This is a genomic window from Litoreibacter meonggei, assembly GCF_003663885.1.
Taxonomy (GTDB): Bacteria; Pseudomonadota; Alphaproteobacteria; order Rhodobacterales; family Rhodobacteraceae; genus Litoreibacter; species Litoreibacter meonggei.
In genome coordinates this window covers 157,510-173,998 of record NZ_RCCE01000003.1, presented here as the reverse complement: position 1 = coordinate 173,998, position 16,489 = coordinate 157,510, and the positions used below count along the sequence as shown (strand labels likewise).

The following is a 16,489-nucleotide window of genomic DNA, read 5'->3' as shown; positions in this document are numbered from 1 at the left end:
GGAAGGTCTGCTTGACGTGGATCAAGGCGCGCGACCAAGGTTCAGCGGTAAAAGTCAGGCAAATAATAGGAGAAGCCCCATGTATTCCAGAATCCTTGTCCCCGTTGTGTTCGACCCTGACAACACGCCTGACGCAGCACTTGAAGTGGCGAAAGCCATTTCTGCAGACGACGCGCGGGTCACCATTTTGCACGTTATCGAGGAGCTACCGAGTTATGCGTCCCGATATGTTTCGGGGGACTTTATCGAGAAGAGTCGCGAGGACGTGAAAGCTCGCCTTGACGAGATCGCTGGCATGGTTCCCGGCGGGGAGGCCATGGTGGTCACGGGGCACTCGGCCCGGACCATTCTGGAATGGGCCGACACGCATGGCAATGATTGCATCATCGTGTCGTCGCACAAACCCGGTGTGCAGGACTACTTCCTTGGTGGTACGGCTGCGCGGGTGGTGCGGTATGCCCAGTGCGCCGTGCATGTGGTGCGTTAACGGCGATCACATATAATATTTGCTGCCGCAGTCATCTGGCTGCGGCGGTTTTCTCGTTTTGGGCCAGCGTGTTCGCCGCGAGGTGAGCCGCAAAATGAGCCTCGGCACGGTCTAGTGTCGAGGTTACGGGGTGAAACCAGCCGTCGATGGCGGGTGTGGAGGCATCATGCCGCGTCAATTCAAGTTTATGGGCTGTCAGAACCTGCCGTCGCAGATGGCGGATGCGGCGCAGCCAGAAGGCGGCGCGGTTTTGGGTCGGGTTTTGGCGTGCTGCGTTGCGGGCTTCCGCGATCTGGTCCCAGATTTGGGCGATCAGCGGGCCGTGGCGCAGGGCCAGCGGGTCTGTTGTGCGGTCTGTCATCCCCCGATGCTGTGCGGATTCGGGTTGCGGCTTCGTTAAAAGCACCGCTCCAATCTGGAAATTGATATGTTAGACTTAATTGCAGGAGGGCCATTTAATGACTGTAATCTCAAAACAATCGCAATGCCAGACGGTGATCACCACCTTCGAGATGACGCCGGGGACGTGTCAGGATTTGCTGGACGAGCTGACCTTGGCCTATGCGGAATTTATCTCGAAGCAGGAGGGGTTCATTTCCGCCGCCTTGCATGTGAACGACGCGCAAACGCGGATCGCCAACTACTCCCAATGGGCGCGGCGCGAGGATTTTCAGGCGATGCTGAGGACCGACGAGATGCGCAAGCGCAACCGTGTGATCAGCGGGCTGTGCAAGAGCTTTGAGCCGGTGATGTATGATGTGGTGGAGGGGTTCGGGTGAGCGTCTCTTTACCCCTCAGGTGACGCGCACCAGTAGAACCATGGCTGCCAAGGCGCAGCCGACACCGGCGTATTCACGCAAATAGAACCGCTCCCCGAAGGCGTAGTATCCGATCAGGCACAAAGCCAGCAGGGTGAGCATCGAGAACACCACGCCCGCCTGTGCCAAGGTCATATACCGCATGGCGAAATACCACATGATGGCGGAAAAGGCGTAGAGCAGGCCGCCTGCAATCACGTGGCGCGAGTTGAGGGCCATGCCGCCGTCCGCGGCGACTTTCAGCAGGTAGTCACCAGTGATGACGATCAACGCGGTGAGCAGGCAAAATCCGTATCCAAGAGCAATATTGAGCATCGGGGCACCCCCGTGGGCTGACAAAGGAACTTGTTAATATGTCAGGGAGTGTAGCTGATTTGGTCGGTTACGGCGCGTGAGGAATGTGTGAGGGGTGAACCCAGCCCTGTGGCTGCTGTTCCCAATGGAGGAGACACGAGGATTTTCAGACAACGGTTCGCCCCGACGAGATGCGCACAATCGCAACCCGTTGATCTGCGGTATTTACGAGTGCTTTGAGCGGGTAATGAATAAGTTGGCAGAAACGTTTGCGTGAGAGGGTGATGGGTGCGGCGCCCATCCTAAGCTTGCTATTTTAGATTAATGTCATTTCCGGCAAAAATTACGAGATCCCTATCTTCGTTGAAACCCACCATCCTAGTGAAATCGCCCTCCGATTTGTCTGGCCAGAAGGCTGGGTCCTGAAAATCAAGTTGTTTTTCGTAGTCGATCACAAACTGCGTCCCGTGGAGCGATGAAGCAATCTCATACGCCTGACTCTCGTTTTCGTCTTCCCCTTGATAGTAAATTCTGGTGTGGTCCATGGCCCACTCGCCTTTCCAAGCGATTAAAATATCGACGCTGGAAATGCTCGACTCATCGATAATTGCCTTGGCGAGTTCCTTGGCTTTCTTTTTGTCACTACTAGCGTCAAAAATTAGGACATTTCGATCCCCTTTGAGGAAACCAAATCTGGCATCAGAAGGAAGTTTGAGACTGCCCCCCCCTCCAGTGATTGAACTTACTATTGTAAGTGAATACGCGGTGTAGCCTACCGCGGCTCCGGATAATATCATAAGCACAAATGCGGTTAGTTTGACTTTTGCATCTGAATTCCAAAAGAAAACCAAACCGAGAAAAAACAGAAAAAACAGGGACATCGAAACTATCCCAGCAGTATTTTGAGGCAATGTTTGTAGTATTTTTGGCAGATTGCCAAGCAGGTCGCTTAACCAAGAGTTTTCGTTCGCCATCCCCAAAAAAACCCCACAAAAATACATACTAACATAAATCTCTCAAATCTAGAAATTTGAACTTTAGGAGTAGTCCGAAAATTTACCCCCCCGTCTCTTAACACCACCTCGTTGCCCCGGCCTGCCAGCCGTTGACCGACCGCTCATTTTCTGACCGTCACTCACGGCTTTCTCCACCGCATACTGGCGTGCCAGCGGGTCGTCGGAGATCACCAGATCGACCGTTTCCAGCCGTTTTACCTCGTCGCGCAGGCGGGCGGCCTCTTCGAACTCCAGGTTCTCGGCGGCCTTGCGCATGTCGGTGCGCAGGCCGTCGAGGACGGCTTGCAGGTTGGCACCGGCGGGGGCGTCGATGGTGGCGGTGACGCGGTTCATGTCGACGTCGCCTTTGTAGAGACCGGCGAGGATGTCCTCGACGTTTTTTTTCACGGTGGCGGGCGTGATGCCATGTTTCTCGTTATAGGCGATCTGCTTGGCGCGGCGGCGGTCGGTTTCGCCCATGGCGCGCTCCATGCTGCCGGTGATGCGATCGGCATACATGATCACGCGGCCGTCGGCGTTGCGCGCGGCGCGGCCGATGGTTTGGATGAGAGACGTCTCCGAGCGCAGGAAGCCCTCCTTGTCGGCGTCAAGGATTGCGACGAGGCCACATTCGGGGATGTCGAGCCCCTCGCGCAGCAGGTTGATGCCAATAAGCACGTCGAAGGCACCGAGGCGCAAGTCGCGCAGGATTTCGATCCGCTCGATCGTGTCGATATCGGAGTGCATGTAGCGGACCTTGATGCCGTTTTCATGCAGGAATTCGGTCAGGTCTTCGGCCATGCGTTTGGTCAGGGTGGTGACCAGCGTGCGCATGCCCTTGGCGGTCACACGGCGGATTTCGTCCATGACGTCGTCGACTTGCGTCTCGACGGGCCGGATTTCGATCATCGGGTCCAGCAAGCCCGTGGGGCGGATCACCTGCTCGACGAAAACGCCGCCGGATTGCTCGATCTCCCACGCGGCGGGCGTGGCAGAGACGAAGACGGATTGCGGGCGCATGGCGTCCCATTCCTCGAATTTCAGCGGGCGGTTGTCCATGCAGGAGGGCAGGCGGAAGCCGTGTTCGGCCAGCGTGAATTTGCGCCGGTAGTCGCCTTTGTACATGCCGCCGATTTGCGGGACGGAGACGTGGGACTCGTCGGCGAACACAATGGCGTTGTCGGGGATGAACTCGAACAGGGTGGGGGGCGGCTCCCCCGGAGCGCGGCCCGTGAGGTAGCGCGAATAATTCTCGATCCCGTTGCACACGCCTGTGGCTTCCAGCATTTCGAGGTCGAAATTGACCCGCTGCTCCAGCCGCTGGGCTTCCAGCAGTTTGCCTTCGCCTGTCAGCTGCGGCAGGCGGATTGCCAGCTCGTTTTTGATGCCTTTAATGGCTTGCTGCATCGTGGGGCGCGGCGTGACGTAGTGGGAGTTGGCGTAGATGCGCACGCGGTCGAAAGTGTCGGTTTTGGTGCCGGTGAGCGGGTCGAATTCGGCGATGGTTTCCAGATCCTCGCCGAAGAAGGACAGCCGCCATGCGCGATCATCTAGGTGGGCGGGCCAGATTTCCAAAGAGTCGCCGCGCACGCGGAAGGTGCCGCGCTGGAAGGCTTGGTCGTTGCGTTTGTAGGCCTGCGCGATCAGGTCGGCCATGACTTTGCGTTGGTCGTATTCCTGGCCGACATGCAGGTCTTGGGTCATCGCGCCGTATGTCTCGACGGAGCCGATGCCGTAGATGCACGAGACCGAGGCGACGATGATCACGTCGTCACGCTCCAACAGCGCGCGGGTGGCGGAGTGGCGCATACGGTCGATCTGCTCGTTGATCTGCGATTCCTTCTCGATGAAAGTATCCGAGCGGGCGACATAGGCCTCGGGCTGGTAGTAGTCGTAGTAGCTGACGAAATACTCGACGGCATTATCGGGGAAGAAGCCTTTGAACTCGCCGTAGAGCTGCGCCGCGAGGGTCTTGTTCGGGGCAAGGATAATCGCGGGGCGGTTGGTTTCTTCGATGAGTTTAGCCATCGTAAAGGTTTTGCCGGTACCTGTGGCCCCAAGGAGGACTTGGTCGCGGTCGCCGCTTAATATACCCGCTTTCAGCTCGCGGATCGCCGTCGGCTGGTCACCGGCGGGCTCGAATTCCGTTTCCAGCCGGAATTTGATTCCGCCTTCCAGCTTTCCACGGGTTTTCACGTCCGGTGCCGGATTGGACAGGATCGGAAGCTGTTGGGGCATAGATTCAGGGGAGTTGCTGTGCATGTCGCGCGATTCCTCGGAGGTTGCCCCTAAGATGATGCTTTTGGCAGCAGCTTCAACCCGTGCTGTTTTGTGCTCTTGCCATAGGGTGTCAGGAGCGCGATATATACATAGAGTTTTTGGAGAAAATCCCATGCGCGCACGCATTTACCAGCCAACCAGAACCGCCATGCAATCGGGCACGGCCAAGACCAAAAATTGGGTTTTGGAGTTCGTGAACGAAACGGCCCGTGAAGTGGACCCGTTGATGGGCTGGACGTCGTCGGCTGACACGCAAGCGCAGGTGAAGCTGACCTTCGACAGCAAGGAAGCCGCGTTGGATTATGCCAAAGACAAGGGCATCGTCGCGGTCGTCACTGACCCCAAGAAACGCAAACCGGTGATCCGTCCGGGCGGCTACGGTGAGAACTTCGCGACGAACCGCCGTGGGGTTTGGACGCACTAGCCTCCGTAGTAATGGCGCGTGACGTGGAAAAACACTGGCGCGGCAAAGACCACTGAGTCGAGTTGATCGACGAAACCGCCTTGGCCGGGGATCAGGTGGCCCCAGTTCTTGATGCCGCGATCTGACTTGATTGCCGCCAGAACCAAAGACCCACCGACGCCGACCATGTATGCCATCACTGCCATCGCCATGGATGCGAGCGGCGAGAATGGCGTCATCCATGTGAGCAGCAGGCCGAGACCCGCAGCGAGCGCTGCGCCACACGCAATGCCTTCACGGGTTTTTGGCGAAACGGCTGGCGCCACCTTGCGTTTGCCGATGCGGCGGCCTGCGAAGTACTCCATCAGATCACCCATCTGGATGACAAACACCAAGTAGGCGATGAGCAGCGGTGCGCGGTCGCCGTAGTCGGGAATGTCGAGTGTGACCAAGGCGGGGATGTAGCTGGCGCAGAACACGCAAATCATCAGGCCCCATTGGGTTTCGGATATGCGGGCGAGGAAGTTTTTGTCGGCCCCTTCGCCGCCTCGCAGGACGCTGAGGATGGGCAGCAGGAGGAAGGCGTAGATCGGGATCAGCGTTGAAAACAGCCCGACCGCGCCCCACCAGATTAGCACGTATTGCAGCGGCAGGATCAGGTAGAAGCTGGCGATCAACGACCAATGGTCGGCGTTTGTTTTGGTGGTCAGCGTCAGGAATTCGCGCAGGGCGGCGAGTGAGCAAAAGGCGAATAGGGTGATGATCCCCACGGGTCCGAGCAACAAGGCGATGGAGAACAGAAACACCATTCCCCACCAGCTGTGGACCCGCGTCAGGTAGGTCTCCACCGTGAGGTTCGCATGGGTTTTGTGCAGGCGCGCGCGCAGCACTTCACCGATCAGCGTCGCGATGACGAGGAGGCCGCAGCAGGCCGCCAGCAGGAATAGGAGGTCGGAATTGGTTTGGGTCATTTCCATCACGCATGCCCTCGCGCGGGGATCAGGTCTCGCAAGGCGTCGGAGGCGCGTTTGAGGAAGGCGTTTTTGGCCTCTTCTTCGCGCACATGGACGGGGGCCCCAAAGGTGACGGTGCAGGCAAGCGGGACGGGGATCACCTCGCCCGTCGGCATGATGTGGGAAATGTTGTCGATCCAGCAAGGGACCAGATCAATCTCGGGGCGTTGGCGGGCGATATTGTAGAGGCCGGCCTTGAACGGCATCAGCGGGTCCTCGGTTCGGTTGCGGCCACCTTCGGGGAAGATGATGATCGACGCGCCCTCGTCCAAGGCTTCGACGATTTTGGCAATCGGGTCCTCTGTGCGGTGCTCGGCCCGGCGGTCGATCAGGATGCCGTGGAACACGTCGCGGCCGATGAAGGCGCGCAGCTTGTTTTTTAGCCAATAGTCGGCAGCGGCCACGGCACGGGTGTCGCGGCGCAAAGCTGCGGGAAGCACAGTCCAGATCAGGGGCAGGTCCGCATTGGAGGAATGGTTGGCATAGTAGATGCGTTGACGGCGAACGGGCTCGATTCCGCGCCAGTCGGCGCGCGCGGCGGTGATGAACTGCGCGAAGAAGATCAGCAATTGCCCAACGATGGAGGCGGCGAAACGGCGCATACGGGGGTCTCTTTTTATTTGGTCCACCCAAGGGACAAGTTTTGCGTGCTTTAATCAAGAAAAACCGCGCCCCCGGGGAGGAGGGCGCGGTTGCTATCGTGAGGGTCGGCTAAGCAGCTTTGTCGACCGTCACGTAGTCCTCGAGGATTTTCTCGTTCTTGGCGCGTTCGATCTGCTGGATGCGGTCTTCGTTGATCCGCTCGTCAAAACGGTATTTCACGAAGTTCACCAAGCTGAGCGACAGCATCAGGATACCGATACCCCAGTAACCTTTGGTGGCCAGCGGCACGTCAGGGGACATGTAAAGCGATAGGGCCAGCATGCCGTAGGCGATAAAAACACCAGCCAAGTTCACCATCATGATCAGGGCGTTGTCGGATTTGAATGCGTTGTTCATTGGAGTATTCCTTGTCTTGGATATTGCGTTTGAATTGGCTTATTTCTTGGACTTCAGGCGCTTGAGGACATCTGCCCCCGTGGCCCGCGTCGCGGCACCGTATCCGGCGTCAGACATACGATCGGCGAGCGTTTCGTGGCTCAGGTCGCGGTCGATATCGGCGAGGATTTCTGCCTGCTCGAACGGGTCGTCCTTCTTCAGGACGTTTGCGATCAGCTCTTCCGCCTCGGCCACGCTGGATTGCCCTTGCAGGGTTGTGTTCAGCTTGGCTTGTATCGACTGCTCGTAGCGCACAGCCTTAGCGGTGATGGCGCCTTGCTTCAGGTCGATGATGCGTCGGTGGCCGGTCTCAATGCTTTGACGCAGACGCATGATGCGTTGATCAAGGCGTGCGAGGGTCTGGCGGCGGACCTCCAGCTCGTTTTCAAGCTGGGCGATCGCGTTGGCTGCCTCGGAGGCCATGGCTTCGTTGTCATCGTCCAGCGCCTTCGTGGCACGATCAGTAAGGTCAGATACGCGGGCCTCTATCGAGCGGACCTGGCGATCCTCGCCGCGGTGGCGTTGGATCAGGCTGGCAAGCGTCGCCTTGGCAGCGGCGAGGCTGCTTGAGGCTTCACGTGTCTTTTGTTCAATCAATTCGATGGCATAGACGTCGCGGACCTTTTCTTCGGCCCGGGCGTTCGCACCGGTCATAAGGGTCTTCAAAGTCAAAAACATCTTGGTCTCTCCTACATGGTAGCGCTTCGTGAACGCCGTTCATGAATTCAAGATACGAGTTTCTGAACATTGTTCAAGAAATATTTTGAACAATGTTCACTTTTTTGACGGAGTGGAGGTTAAGTGGCTGAAAACAAGGGTAATCATATGCTCAAGCTGGTCGATAGGGACGCCCGAAATACGCTTCTCCAGCCCCAATAGCACGATTCCATGCACCGAAGAGAACAGCCCGCGGGTCATAAGACTCACATCTTCGGGCGACATATCAGGGAAGATTCGCTTGAGTGGATCAGCAATCAGCGAAAATACCTTCTGCAGTTCCTCAAGATACCACTTCGGCACGGATTCCTCGGTCGAAACCTCTAGATCAAAAAGGGTTCGCCATGCGGGTGTGTTGTCGCGCGCGAAGTGAAGGTAGGCATGGGACATCGCGATCATGGTTTTGACGGGATGGCCGGGCGGTTCTTCTGCGACCGCTGCGGAGACCTGAGCACCGACGCGTTTGAACGTGCGCGCATTCACGGCCATCACCAGATCGTTCATGTCACCAAAGACATTGTAGATGGCTCCGACCGCGCAGCCTGCTTCCTTGGCTAGATCACGGGCGCGGACTGCCGAGATGCCGCCGACCTTGATCCGCTCCTCAGCAAGATCAATGAGCTTTGCGCGCAAATCTTCGCGCTTCTTTTGAACTTTACCCGCCATATGGCCCCCTTGAACTATGTTCACGTTTAACCAGTGACGATAAAGAAGCAAAGCCCTTGCGTTTCAAGTCAGCCTTTCGCAATAAGCGGGCAGCGGTCCCTTAGCTCAACTGGATAGAGCAGCTGACTTCTAATCAGCAGGTTGAGGGTTCGAGTCCTTCAGGGATCGCCACCAAGACAAATAGATTAGAAAATTGATGTACTCATACGAGCACCTTCTGGCAGGGGGGCTTCATCATGCACGCATGCTGCCACCAAAAGGGATGTCTATGGTGACCTAGGTCGATCGATTTCGCTTTGGTGTCGAGTCGGGCCGCTGTTCAACGGCGCGCTTGCTCGGCTTTTGCGCCGGCCTGAAGGCCAAACATGAACGCTTGCATGACCGGTGGTCCTTCGGGTTTTACAGGCGCTTCAGCTTGTTTCTGGTATTCAGGGCTATGAGAGTTTCTTGAGCTAATCCCAATCATAATGCAGCCGACGCCCAAGTACAGGCCGGCCATTATGGTTGCCGTCAGCTGGACGCCAACGATTGGAGCTAACGCAAGCCACCCAGCAACGGTTAGAAAGCCAATCCCTATACTACATAGAAGTAGGCCTCCGGATAGGAGACCTACTTTCCTGGCAGTTTTTGCTACCTTTTGTTCAATGTTGAACATCGACTACTTCCGCGCGCCAAAGAAGCCGACTAAGAACCCAAGCCCTGCCGCAATCCCGAGCGCGGTTGCGGGTTGATTCTTAACGAAATCGTTGGCCTGATCTTGGAGCTCCATCGCCTGAAGGCGAGCTGTCTCAGCGGAGTCGGCCGCTTTGGCGCGAACGTTGTCAGCGGTTGACTTGGCGCTTGCGAGGGCCTCGTCACCCTTCGCTTTCCCAAGATCAGCGATAGTTTGTGTCAGCGATCCCAGATCGTTGCGCAAGGTCTCAATTTGTTCAGCGAGATCCTCTGCGGTAGCGGATTTCGACTTGGTGCTAAGCTTGGTCATTGTAGATGCCATGATTTTTCTCCTCATACGTTTCTTCCTGCTCAACGCGGGACAACCGATGTAGTTCCAATTTCTTTTTTTCAAATGATTAGGAACCGGATCGCATGACAAACGGTTGGTGACTCAGAAAGCGCGGCCAACGGTTTGCGCAAAATTGGGAAAATGGAGAACGAAAATGCTTTATTATTCACTCGTCTTTTTGGTCGTAGCGTTGGTTGCAGCGGTCTTTGGGTTCGGCGGTATCGCGTCGGCTTCGGCAGGGATCGCACAGATCCTGTTCTTCGTATTCTTACTGCTGTTCGTCGGGACACTACTTTTACGCGCCTTCCGCAGCTAACTCAGCCTCGCCCATTTGATAGAAAGGACAGACAATGACACAGCCACTTAATGTTGTAGCGACGCCAAAAGAAGTCTCATCCGGAGTTCGAAAGCCTGAGACTATTGCAACAGGTTTGAGCCAAGTACTTGCAGATACATACCGGCTGACTTTCAAGACCCACGCGTTTCACTGGAATGTCGAAGGGCCGCTGTTTTACTCGATCCACAACCTGACAGAGGCCCAGTACGAGGATATGTTCGCTGCGGCCGACAAGTTGGCGGAGCGCATTCGCGCAGTTGGTCAAATGGCCCCCATGGCTATGGAAGAGATTATTGAGAAATCGGTTGTCAAAGACGACAACAAGTCGCCGACTGCTGGGGAGATGTGCGCCATCCTTGCAGATGATCATGAGCGCGTTGCTCACCGCTTACATGCCTTGATCGAGATCGCAGGAGAACAAAATGACCCGGTCACAGAAGACCTTGCGACTGCGCGATCGGCCTTTCACGAACAGGCCGCGTGGATGTGGCGGGCGATTACGGCAGACTAACAAAAACGTAGCCCCGCACAACAAATGTGCGGGGCAGACTTTTTTGACTATGCCTTCAGCGTTTCCGTTGACGCGAAGAACATAGCTTGGCTGACAGCAGACAGGACCTGAGCTTCTTGGAACGGCTTGGATATCAAGAACGCCGGCTCCGGACGGTCGCCCGTCAAAAGTCGTTCAGGGAACGCCGTTATAAAGATTACGGGTACGTCCATGAGCTCCAGCAAGTCATTTACCGCATCAATGCCGGAAGAATTGTCTGCTAACTGAATATCGGCAAGGATCAAGTCCGGCGTTTGATCTTTTCCAAGCGCCACGGCTTCTCGGTGTGTGCGCGCGATTCCTGTAACCTCATGACCCAGACTGGTTACAATCGCCTTCAAGTCGGCTGCGATTATCGGTTCGTCCTCAATAATCATGATACGGCCTTTGACGCTGTGGGACAGTTCCTCGTTCGCCTTCGTGATCAGGTGACGTACATCTTCCAGATCAATCTGCATAATAGTGGCGATTTGAGCCAAACTGAACTCTTCGACTGTCCTTAACAGCAGGGCTTCGCGCGAATAGGGGGTGAGTTTCGCCAGAAGCCCGTGGGCACGGCTACGCAGGTTGTCTTCAGGCTCTGAGAGGGCCTGACCCGATGTCGACCAGATCGAATGGAAGCATTTGAACAGATTCACTTTGGTCGAAGCATCATTCTCAAATGGCGATCTGTCCTTTAGAATGGCTTCAAGCGTGGCAACGGTATAGGTATCGCCGCGGGTTTGGGATCCGGTAAGAGCGCGGGTGTAACGGCGTAGGTAAGGTAGCTCAGCGGCAATAAGGTCCGTGAAATTTGGTTCTGCACTGATGTCGCTCATGGTTTTCCCTTTTTCGATTTTTCTGGGAACCAAACACCCTAGACGACAGTTGGTTCCAGTTATGTGTGATATTTCTTCAGATGAGGCATCGATTTCTAATGGCAAGTAACCGAGATCCCAAAAAGGACAAGATTGAAAATTACATCAAAGAAAACCTGAAGCAGGTCTTTTCAGAATTCGAGCAGGATCAACTGCCTGATCAGCTGACCGACCTACTGACTGTTCTTCGCGCGCAAGACGAAGAACTGAAGGCAAAAAAATGAACGCTCCTGATCCCAGAGATGAGGTGGTCACGCATTTGCCTGCCCTTCGCGCATTCGCTTTGAGCCTCACACGTAATCGTGCGACTGCCGACGATATGATGCAAGATACAGTGCTTAAGGCATGGACTAATATTGATAAGTTCGAGCCGGGCACGAACATGCGCGCTTGGCTGTTCACAATTTTGCGTAACAATTTTTACACCTCACGTCGCAAACTCAACCGCGAAGTCGCTGATGTAGACAACGTGTTCACGGATACCTTGTCAGTAAAGCCGGAACATGATGGGCGACTTCAGATGATGGATTTCAAGCAGGCGCTTAATGAACTTCCCGACGAGCAGCGTGAAGCGCTGATGTTAGTGGGTGCGTCAGGGTTTTCGTATGACGATGCTGCGGAGATGTGCGGCGTGGCAACGGGAACGATCAAAAGCCGCGTGAACCGCGCCCGCGCGAAGTTGACGGAATTGTTGCACCTTGATGAGGACGACGCGCTTGAATTGACCGATAGTGCTACGATCGCTGTTGTGGGTAACCCGGGGCTACCCGCGTGAAAACCGCCCCTTGGTACAACAGTTTAAGCGTGCAAATCGTTGTGTTGTTGTCGCTGGCTCTTTTTCCGCTTGGTGCCGTTGCGGTCTATCAGACCAATCGTGTGGCCCAAGAGGCAGGTCGAAACGCAGACCTTGCTCTTGTTGCGGTGACTGGTCGCGCCGCTAAGACCGAAGAGCTTATCATTGAGCGCGCCTTTGGAACCGCGCGGTTTCTTGCGACGATCGCGCCTGATTTTATTGAAAATCCAGAACGCTGTAACCGAGATTTGGGGAAATTCGTTGATACCAATCAGCGTTATAGCTTTATCGGACTTCTTCCAAAAACAGGTATGATGACCTGTACGTCATCCGGCGATACCTACGACTTTTCGGGTGGGGCGAGTTTCAATAACTTTATGGCGACGCCGAAGCCCACAATCGTTGTGAGTGAGGACGCTCCTCTTAGCAAACAGTCCGTTTTTGTTATTTCGGAACCTTATGAGATCAACGACAAATTTGCCGGGTTCGTAACGGTATCTATCCCACATTCAGGGCTGCCTAACACGCCGGATGACCTAACCGATCTTGGGCTGGAAGAGCTTATAACTTTCAACACTGACGGGGCGGTACTAACGGCCCGCGCGAGCATCGAAGACGCAAGTAACGAGTTGCCAGCATCGCGCGCCTTGGCCCAGTTGAATACCGGACAGTCCTATGCTTTCCAAGCTAGCAATCGGTTAGGTGAGCGGCGGACTTACACGATCGTCCCAATCGAAGGCAGCCCGGCGACCACTATCGGTATTTGGCGTGTCGGTGACGGGTTGGCTAATGAAGCCGCAGCCTATGTTGGCCCGTCCCTCTTTCCGTTGTTGATGTGGATGGCAAGCATGGGTGTCGCGTTGATGTCCGTCTATCTGCTCGTGCTTCGTCACGTAGCGACATTGCGGAAAAATATGGATGCCTTCACGCGGGATCGCAGCCTTGCACACACAAACAATACCCAATCTATGCCAAATGAATTGCGGGACCTGTCGCATAATTTCGACCGCATGACGGAGAATATTGTGCAAGACGAAGCCAATCTTGAAGATGCTCTGCACGAGAAGGGAGTTTTGATTAAAGAAATCCATCATCGGGTGAAAAACAACCTTCAACTGATTTCCTCGATCATGAGCATGAAAATCCGAGCCGCCACTGAGGACGAGACCAAATCGGTGCTCGCTCGGCTTCAAAATCGTGTTCTCAGCCTCGCTACGATCCACCGAAACTTATATCGATCTCAGCATGGGGGTATGGTTAATGTAGGCGCGTTGATTTCCGAAGTGGTGGAGAAAACGTTTGAAGTCGCATTGCCTGAGAACGTCGATTTGGATGTCAAAATTGATATTGAAGACGTCTTGCTCTATCCAGATCAGGCTGTTCCGTTATCATTGCTTGCAGCCGAAGCGGCGACCAACATCGTGAAATTCGTTGGCGTTTCGGCAGGTTCTACGGATTGGGTTACTGTCTCGCTTCATCAAGATGACAGGGAATGCGTGTTGACGCTGGCAAACTCTGTTGGCGAAGCCGCCGAAATTGAAAGCACCGGTCTTGGGGCCGAGCTGATCAGCGCTTTTGCGATCCAATTAGGTGGGCGGGTCGAGATAGGCGAGAGACCAGATAGATATTCGGTCTGCGTCTATTTCCAGGCTCAAGAGTTTGCTCCTGAAAGTCGAGATTATTAGTGGAGCGGGGATTAGACAGGCGGTTTCAGGTGTTGCTCACCGCACACGAGGCGTTTCCCGTCCTTGAGCGCGAATTCTTAGGGGCCACACACAGTATCGTTGCCGGTTTTCGTATCTTCGATCCGCGCACCAAGCTTCTTTCTGACGAGGCGAAAAAGGTAGGGGACACTTGGGCCGATCTGCTGGTCGACACGCTAAACCGAGGCGTTCAAGTAACCCTATTCCTCAGCGATTTTGATCCGGTCGTTGGCCTGAATGAGCACAGATACTCTTGGGAATGTGCACGTGGGGTTTTGGCTGCGGGCGAGGCGTCGGATCGCTCTGATTTGTTGAGGATGCGTGTTTCAATGCACCCGGCTCGGGTAGGTTTGCTACCAAGGCTTATTTTATGGCCGCGTCTCCTTAAGGAGATACGCAGCGGACTGTCAGACATCAATCAAAGGTCGCGCCCGGAGAAACAGGCGTTCCTGGACAGCGCCCCTGGGCTGCGCCCATTGTTGAAATGGCGAGGTGACATGCTGGTCACTCGCATTGCACCGCCACCGCTCGCGCCCGTAACCCATCACCAGAAACTTGCTGTCTTCGACCGCAAAAGACTCTACATTGGCGGCCTTGATCTGAACGATCGGCGCTACGACACGCTTGAGCATTCCTGTGCGGCCGATCAGACTTGGCATGACACGCAGGTTTTGGTCGATGGCCCGGTTGCAGCAGAAGCTGCGGATCATTTGGAGAGTTTCGAAGCGGTCACCCGCGGGGATAAACCGAAGCCAACTCGCCATCTGCTCCGGACGATCTCGGCGAAGCGTTCAATATCGTTTCCATTCCTTTCGCCCCGACCCGTTGTCAACGAACTGGCGGAAGCCCACCATGCGTGGGCCGCGCGCGCCGAGAGGCTGATATATCTGGAAACTCAGTTTTTTCGGGATCGGCGCTTTGCAAAGCAAATCGCTCAATGTGCCAAGAAGAAACCAGCCCTATCTCTCATTCTAATTTTGCCTGCCGCCCCAGACGATGTAGCGTTCGTTGATGAACCATCGAGCGATGTCGAGTATGGCGAACATCTTCAGACTAAGTCGTTAGAAATCTTAGCGGATGGTTTTGGCAAACGGCTTTTTGTCGGCTCTCCTGCACAGCCTCGTGCCGCTGCATCCAGCGGCCGCGACACGCATTACGGCGCGCCAATTGTCTATCTTCATGCAAAGGTTTCGATATTCGACGATCAATACGGGACCATCTCGTCTGCCAACCTAAACGGGCGCAGTATGGCATGGGATACAGAAGCCGGTGTGGGAACAGAGAGCAAACAAGAAGTGTCCTTGTTGAAGTCACGCTGTTTCCAGCACTGGCTTGGCACCAAGGCAGGGGCTGAGTTTTACGGCAACACGTCGGCGCGAAAGGCTTGGGCCGAGCGCGCCGAGATGAATGCCAATGTCCCGCCGGACAAACGTGAGGGGTTTATACTTCCCTATTCGGCGGAGCCGGCTGCAGAGCTTGGGCGCAATTTACCCGGTGTGCCGGAAGAGATGGTCTGACCATAGGCACTTTGAAATACCGACATGCTCCAAATCAAAATCGGGATCGCAATAATGCCGCCGATCGGCCCCCAAAGCCAAAGCCAGAAAACCAGCGACAAGAATACCAACAGGGGGTTCACTGATAAGCTGCGACCAACAAGCGTAGGCGTCACAAATTGCGCCTCGGTGGCGTTCATCGCTAGGTAGAGCGCGGCCGGAACGAAGCTTTCGACACCGTCAAATACGACAATGCCGGTCACAAGCAGCGCGCAAACCAATGCAATCGGGCCAAGATAAAGTACAAAATTCAACGTAAATGCCAGCACCCCCCATAACACCGGCGATGGCATCCCAAGAAGTTGCATAGCCAATGTTACCAGCACCCCAAAGCCCAAGTTAATGGCCGAAATCGTCACAACATAGCGTGCAACCTGACTGCCAGCGTGACGTAAATCTTCTTCTCCAAACTCACTGAAGGTTTGGCCCACCCACGCATAGATGCTGTTTTGCGCCATCAGAAAAAAATAAAGCGTGCCAGTAAACATCATAAACTGGGCCGCAAACTTGGGGGCATAAAATAGCGCGTCGGTGACCGAGGGGAGTATCGCAGGCGCTTTTTCGGCTTCACCGGATGTCGGCTCGATAGCATCTGCGACATCTTCAGACATGCGTTCAAGCCCGCGTAACATGCGTTTGAACTCATCGATTGTCTCTCGAAGCTCATACCAGATAATAGGAGCTTTGTTGATTGCTTGGGTAATGTAGGGCTCAATCAACAGCAAAAGTATCATGATGCTCATCAGAGACAGCGAGGTGGAGATTAGGGCCGCCAGTGCGGGTGGGATGCGCAACCGGATCCAAAAGTCCGATAGCGGGGTAAGAACGATACCAAGCAACAGGGCCGCAAAAACTGGTGCAAAAATATCTTTAGTGTAGTGCAGTACGGTGAAGACACTGATGGTCGTGAGGAGGACTAGACAAGTTGTCTGTAGTGACAGTCGTTGCATGGTCTATCTCCATCATAAGAATGCCCAAT

General features: G+C 55.1%; 22 protein-coding genes and 1 tRNA gene. 10 read left to right on the top strand and 13 right to left on the bottom strand.

Annotation, left to right across the window (positions count from 1 at the left end):
* Positions 1 to 79 precede the first annotated feature (79 nt).
* Positions 80 to 487 carry a universal stress protein gene (locus BCF46_RS09285; protein ID WP_121023549.1) on the top strand — a complete coding sequence of 136 codons (408 nt, stop codon included), beginning with the start codon at positions 80 to 82 and terminating at the stop codon, positions 485 to 487.
* Between the two features lie 31 nt (positions 488 to 518).
* Here the strand turns inward: BCF46_RS09285 and BCF46_RS09280 are convergent, their stop codons facing one another.
* Complete coding sequence (locus BCF46_RS09280) at positions 519 to 848, bottom strand: hypothetical protein (RefSeq protein ID WP_121023547.1); 330 nt, start codon at positions 846 to 848, stop codon at positions 519 to 521.
* Positions 849 to 945: 97 nt separating this feature from the next.
* Here BCF46_RS09280 and BCF46_RS09275 point away from each other — a divergent pair, with 97 nt between their 5' ends.
* Entirely contained in the window at positions 946 to 1,266 is a 321-nt protein-coding gene (locus BCF46_RS09275; protein ID WP_121023545.1) for an antibiotic biosynthesis monooxygenase family protein, read from the top strand.
* A 15-nt stretch (positions 1,267 to 1,281) separates the two neighbouring features.
* Here the strand turns inward: BCF46_RS09275 and BCF46_RS09270 are convergent, their stop codons facing one another.
* From BCF46_RS09270 to uvrB, 3 genes are all read right to left on the bottom strand, one after another.
* Positions 1,282 to 1,620: a hypothetical protein gene (locus BCF46_RS09270; RefSeq protein WP_121023543.1), complete on the bottom strand. Its 339-nt coding sequence runs from the start codon at positions 1,618 to 1,620 to the stop codon at positions 1,282 to 1,284.
* A 290-nt stretch (positions 1,621 to 1,910) separates the two neighbouring features.
* On the bottom strand, positions 1,911 to 2,600 hold the full coding sequence (locus tag BCF46_RS09265; protein ID WP_121023542.1) for a hypothetical protein: 690 nt from the start codon (positions 2,598 to 2,600) through the stop codon (positions 1,911 to 1,913).
* A 36-nt stretch (positions 2,601 to 2,636) separates the two neighbouring features.
* Positions 2,637 to 4,856 carry an excinuclease ABC subunit UvrB gene (uvrB, locus tag BCF46_RS09260; protein ID WP_121024478.1) on the bottom strand — a complete coding sequence of 740 codons (2,220 nt, stop codon included), beginning with the start codon at positions 4,854 to 4,856 and terminating at the stop codon, positions 2,637 to 2,639.
* 130 nt (positions 4,857 to 4,986) lie between these two features.
* Between uvrB and BCF46_RS09255 the strand changes: the two genes are divergently transcribed.
* On the top strand, positions 4,987 to 5,298 hold the full coding sequence (locus BCF46_RS09255; protein WP_121023539.1) for an ETC complex I subunit: 312 nt from the start codon (positions 4,987 to 4,989) through the stop codon (positions 5,296 to 5,298).
* On the opposite strand, the gene BCF46_RS09250 is transcribed toward BCF46_RS09255, so the two are convergent.
* From BCF46_RS09250 to BCF46_RS09230, 5 genes are all read right to left on the bottom strand, one after another.
* Positions 5,295 to 6,254, bottom strand: coding sequence for a phosphatidate cytidylyltransferase (locus tag BCF46_RS09250; protein ID WP_342768420.1), 960 nt, complete (start codon positions 6,252 to 6,254; stop codon positions 5,295 to 5,297). The genes BCF46_RS09255 and BCF46_RS09250 overlap by 4 nt on opposite strands.
* Positions 6,254 to 6,892, bottom strand: coding sequence for a lysophospholipid acyltransferase family protein (locus BCF46_RS09245; RefSeq protein ID WP_121023537.1), 639 nt, complete (start codon positions 6,890 to 6,892; stop codon positions 6,254 to 6,256). The genes BCF46_RS09250 and BCF46_RS09245 overlap by 1 nt, the downstream gene beginning before the upstream one ends.
* A gap of 109 nt (positions 6,893 to 7,001) precedes the next feature.
* Entirely contained in the window at positions 7,002 to 7,289 is a 288-nt protein-coding gene (locus BCF46_RS09240) for a hypothetical protein (RefSeq protein ID WP_073145277.1), read from the bottom strand.
* Between the two features lie 39 nt (positions 7,290 to 7,328).
* The gene (locus tag BCF46_RS09235; RefSeq protein WP_121023535.1) at positions 7,329 to 8,006 is read right to left on the bottom strand and encodes a PspA/IM30 family protein; all 678 of its coding nucleotides are present in this window, start codon (positions 8,004 to 8,006) and stop codon (positions 7,329 to 7,331) included.
* 96 nt (positions 8,007 to 8,102) lie between these two features.
* Positions 8,103 to 8,711 (bottom strand): TetR/AcrR family transcriptional regulator, encoded by a 609-nt coding sequence (locus BCF46_RS09230; protein WP_121023533.1) that lies wholly within the window; start codon positions 8,709 to 8,711, stop codon positions 8,103 to 8,105.
* A gap of 94 nt (positions 8,712 to 8,805) precedes the next feature.
* Here BCF46_RS09230 and BCF46_RS09225 point away from each other — a divergent pair.
* Positions 8,806 to 8,882 (top strand) — tRNA-Arg (locus BCF46_RS09225).
* Between the two features lie 148 nt (positions 8,883 to 9,030).
* Here BCF46_RS09225 and BCF46_RS20190 read toward each other — a convergent pair.
* A complete protein-coding gene (locus BCF46_RS20190; RefSeq protein ID WP_121023531.1) occupies positions 9,031 to 9,366 on the bottom strand; it encodes a phage holin family protein in 336 nt (111 codons plus the stop codon).
* Positions 9,367 to 9,369: 3 nt separating this feature from the next.
* The gene (locus BCF46_RS09215) at positions 9,370 to 9,705 is read right to left on the bottom strand and encodes an ElaB/YgaM/YqjD family protein (protein ID WP_121023529.1); all 336 of its coding nucleotides are present in this window, start codon (positions 9,703 to 9,705) and stop codon (positions 9,370 to 9,372) included.
* A 163-nt stretch (positions 9,706 to 9,868) separates the two neighbouring features.
* Here BCF46_RS09215 and BCF46_RS09210 point away from each other — a divergent pair, with 163 nt between their 5' ends.
* Positions 9,869 to 10,030 (top strand): DUF1328 domain-containing protein, encoded by a 162-nt coding sequence (locus BCF46_RS09210; RefSeq protein ID WP_121023528.1) that lies wholly within the window; start codon positions 9,869 to 9,871, stop codon positions 10,028 to 10,030.
* Positions 10,031 to 10,064: 34 nt separating this feature from the next.
* Complete coding sequence (locus BCF46_RS09205; protein ID WP_121023526.1) at positions 10,065 to 10,562, top strand: Dps family protein; 498 nt, start codon at positions 10,065 to 10,067, stop codon at positions 10,560 to 10,562.
* A gap of 47 nt (positions 10,563 to 10,609) precedes the next feature.
* Here BCF46_RS09205 and BCF46_RS09200 read toward each other — a convergent pair whose 3' ends face one another.
* Positions 10,610 to 11,419, bottom strand: coding sequence for a response regulator (locus BCF46_RS09200; RefSeq protein ID WP_121023524.1), 810 nt, complete (start codon positions 11,417 to 11,419; stop codon positions 10,610 to 10,612).
* A 98-nt stretch (positions 11,420 to 11,517) separates the two neighbouring features.
* On the opposite strand from BCF46_RS09200, the gene BCF46_RS19785 reads away from it, so the two are divergent.
* The 4 genes from BCF46_RS19785 to BCF46_RS09185 are packed head-to-tail and all read left to right on the top strand — an operon-like array spanning position 11,518 to position 15,471.
* Entirely contained in the window at positions 11,518 to 11,682 is a 165-nt protein-coding gene (locus BCF46_RS19785) for a NepR family anti-sigma factor (RefSeq protein ID WP_170157905.1), read from the top strand.
* Positions 11,679 to 12,233 carry an RNA polymerase sigma factor gene (locus BCF46_RS09195; protein WP_121023523.1) on the top strand — a complete coding sequence of 185 codons (555 nt, stop codon included), beginning with the start codon at positions 11,679 to 11,681 and terminating at the stop codon, positions 12,231 to 12,233. The genes BCF46_RS19785 and BCF46_RS09195 overlap by 4 nt, the downstream gene beginning before the upstream one ends.
* A complete protein-coding gene (locus BCF46_RS09190; RefSeq protein ID WP_121023520.1) occupies positions 12,230 to 13,936 on the top strand; it encodes a histidine kinase dimerization/phosphoacceptor domain -containing protein in 1,707 nt (568 codons plus the stop codon). Before BCF46_RS09195 ends, BCF46_RS09190 begins: the two co-directional genes overlap by 4 nt.
* 29 nt (positions 13,937 to 13,965) lie before the next feature.
* Complete coding sequence (locus tag BCF46_RS09185) at positions 13,966 to 15,471, top strand: phospholipase D family protein (protein ID WP_121023518.1); 1,506 nt, start codon at positions 13,966 to 13,968, stop codon at positions 15,469 to 15,471.
* On the opposite strand, the gene BCF46_RS09180 is transcribed toward BCF46_RS09185, so the two are convergent.
* A complete protein-coding gene (locus BCF46_RS09180; protein WP_121023516.1) occupies positions 15,405 to 16,460 on the bottom strand; it encodes an AI-2E family transporter in 1,056 nt (351 codons plus the stop codon). The genes BCF46_RS09185 and BCF46_RS09180 overlap by 67 nt on opposite strands.
* Positions 16,461 to 16,489: the final 29 nt, after the last annotated feature.

Coding starts and splice junctions, on each gene's coding strand:
- BCF46_RS09255 (WP_121023539.1), top strand. CDS start 4,987: ATGCGCGCACGCATTTACCAGCCAACCAGAACCGCCATGCAATCGGGC.
- BCF46_RS09235 (WP_121023535.1), bottom strand. CDS start 8,006: ATGTTTTTGACTTTGAAGACCCTTATGACCGGTGCGAACGCCCGGGCC.
- BCF46_RS09270 (WP_121023543.1), bottom strand. CDS start 1,620: ATGCTCAATATTGCTCTTGGATACGGATTTTGCCTGCTCACCGCGTTG.
- BCF46_RS09250 (WP_342768420.1), bottom strand. CDS start 6,254: ATGGAAATGACCCAAACCAATTCCGACCTCCTATTCCTGCTGGCGGCC.
- BCF46_RS09275 (WP_121023545.1), top strand. CDS start 946: ATGACTGTAATCTCAAAACAATCGCAATGCCAGACGGTGATCACCACC.
- BCF46_RS09280 (WP_121023547.1), bottom strand. CDS start 848: ATGACAGACCGCACAACAGACCCGCTGGCCCTGCGCCACGGCCCGCTG.
- BCF46_RS09215 (WP_121023529.1), bottom strand. CDS start 9,705: ATGGCATCTACAATGACCAAGCTTAGCACCAAGTCGAAATCCGCTACC.
- uvrB (WP_121024478.1), bottom strand. CDS start 4,856: ATGCACAGCAACTCCCCTGAATCTATGCCCCAACAGCTTCCGATCCTG.
- BCF46_RS09210 (WP_121023528.1), top strand. CDS start 9,869: ATGCTTTATTATTCACTCGTCTTTTTGGTCGTAGCGTTGGTTGCAGCG.
- BCF46_RS09200 (WP_121023524.1), bottom strand. CDS start 11,419: ATGAGCGACATCAGTGCAGAACCAAATTTCACGGACCTTATTGCCGCT.
- BCF46_RS09205 (WP_121023526.1), top strand. CDS start 10,065: ATGACACAGCCACTTAATGTTGTAGCGACGCCAAAAGAAGTCTCATCC.
- BCF46_RS09230 (WP_121023533.1), bottom strand. CDS start 8,711: ATGGCGGGTAAAGTTCAAAAGAAGCGCGAAGATTTGCGCGCAAAGCTC.
- BCF46_RS19785 (WP_170157905.1), top strand. CDS start 11,518: ATGGCAAGTAACCGAGATCCCAAAAAGGACAAGATTGAAAATTACATC.
- BCF46_RS09265 (WP_121023542.1), bottom strand. CDS start 2,600: ATGTATTTTTGTGGGGTTTTTTTGGGGATGGCGAACGAAAACTCTTGG.
- BCF46_RS09195 (WP_121023523.1), top strand. CDS start 11,679: ATGAACGCTCCTGATCCCAGAGATGAGGTGGTCACGCATTTGCCTGCC.
- BCF46_RS09240 (WP_073145277.1), bottom strand. CDS start 7,289: ATGAACAACGCATTCAAATCCGACAACGCCCTGATCATGATGGTGAAC.
- BCF46_RS09180 (WP_121023516.1), bottom strand. CDS start 16,460: ATGCAACGACTGTCACTACAGACAACTTGTCTAGTCCTCCTCACGACC.
- BCF46_RS20190 (WP_121023531.1), bottom strand. CDS start 9,366: ATGTTCAACATTGAACAAAAGGTAGCAAAAACTGCCAGGAAAGTAGGT.
- BCF46_RS09285 (WP_121023549.1), top strand. CDS start 80: ATGTATTCCAGAATCCTTGTCCCCGTTGTGTTCGACCCTGACAACACG.
- BCF46_RS09245 (WP_121023537.1), bottom strand. CDS start 6,892: ATGCGCCGTTTCGCCGCCTCCATCGTTGGGCAATTGCTGATCTTCTTC.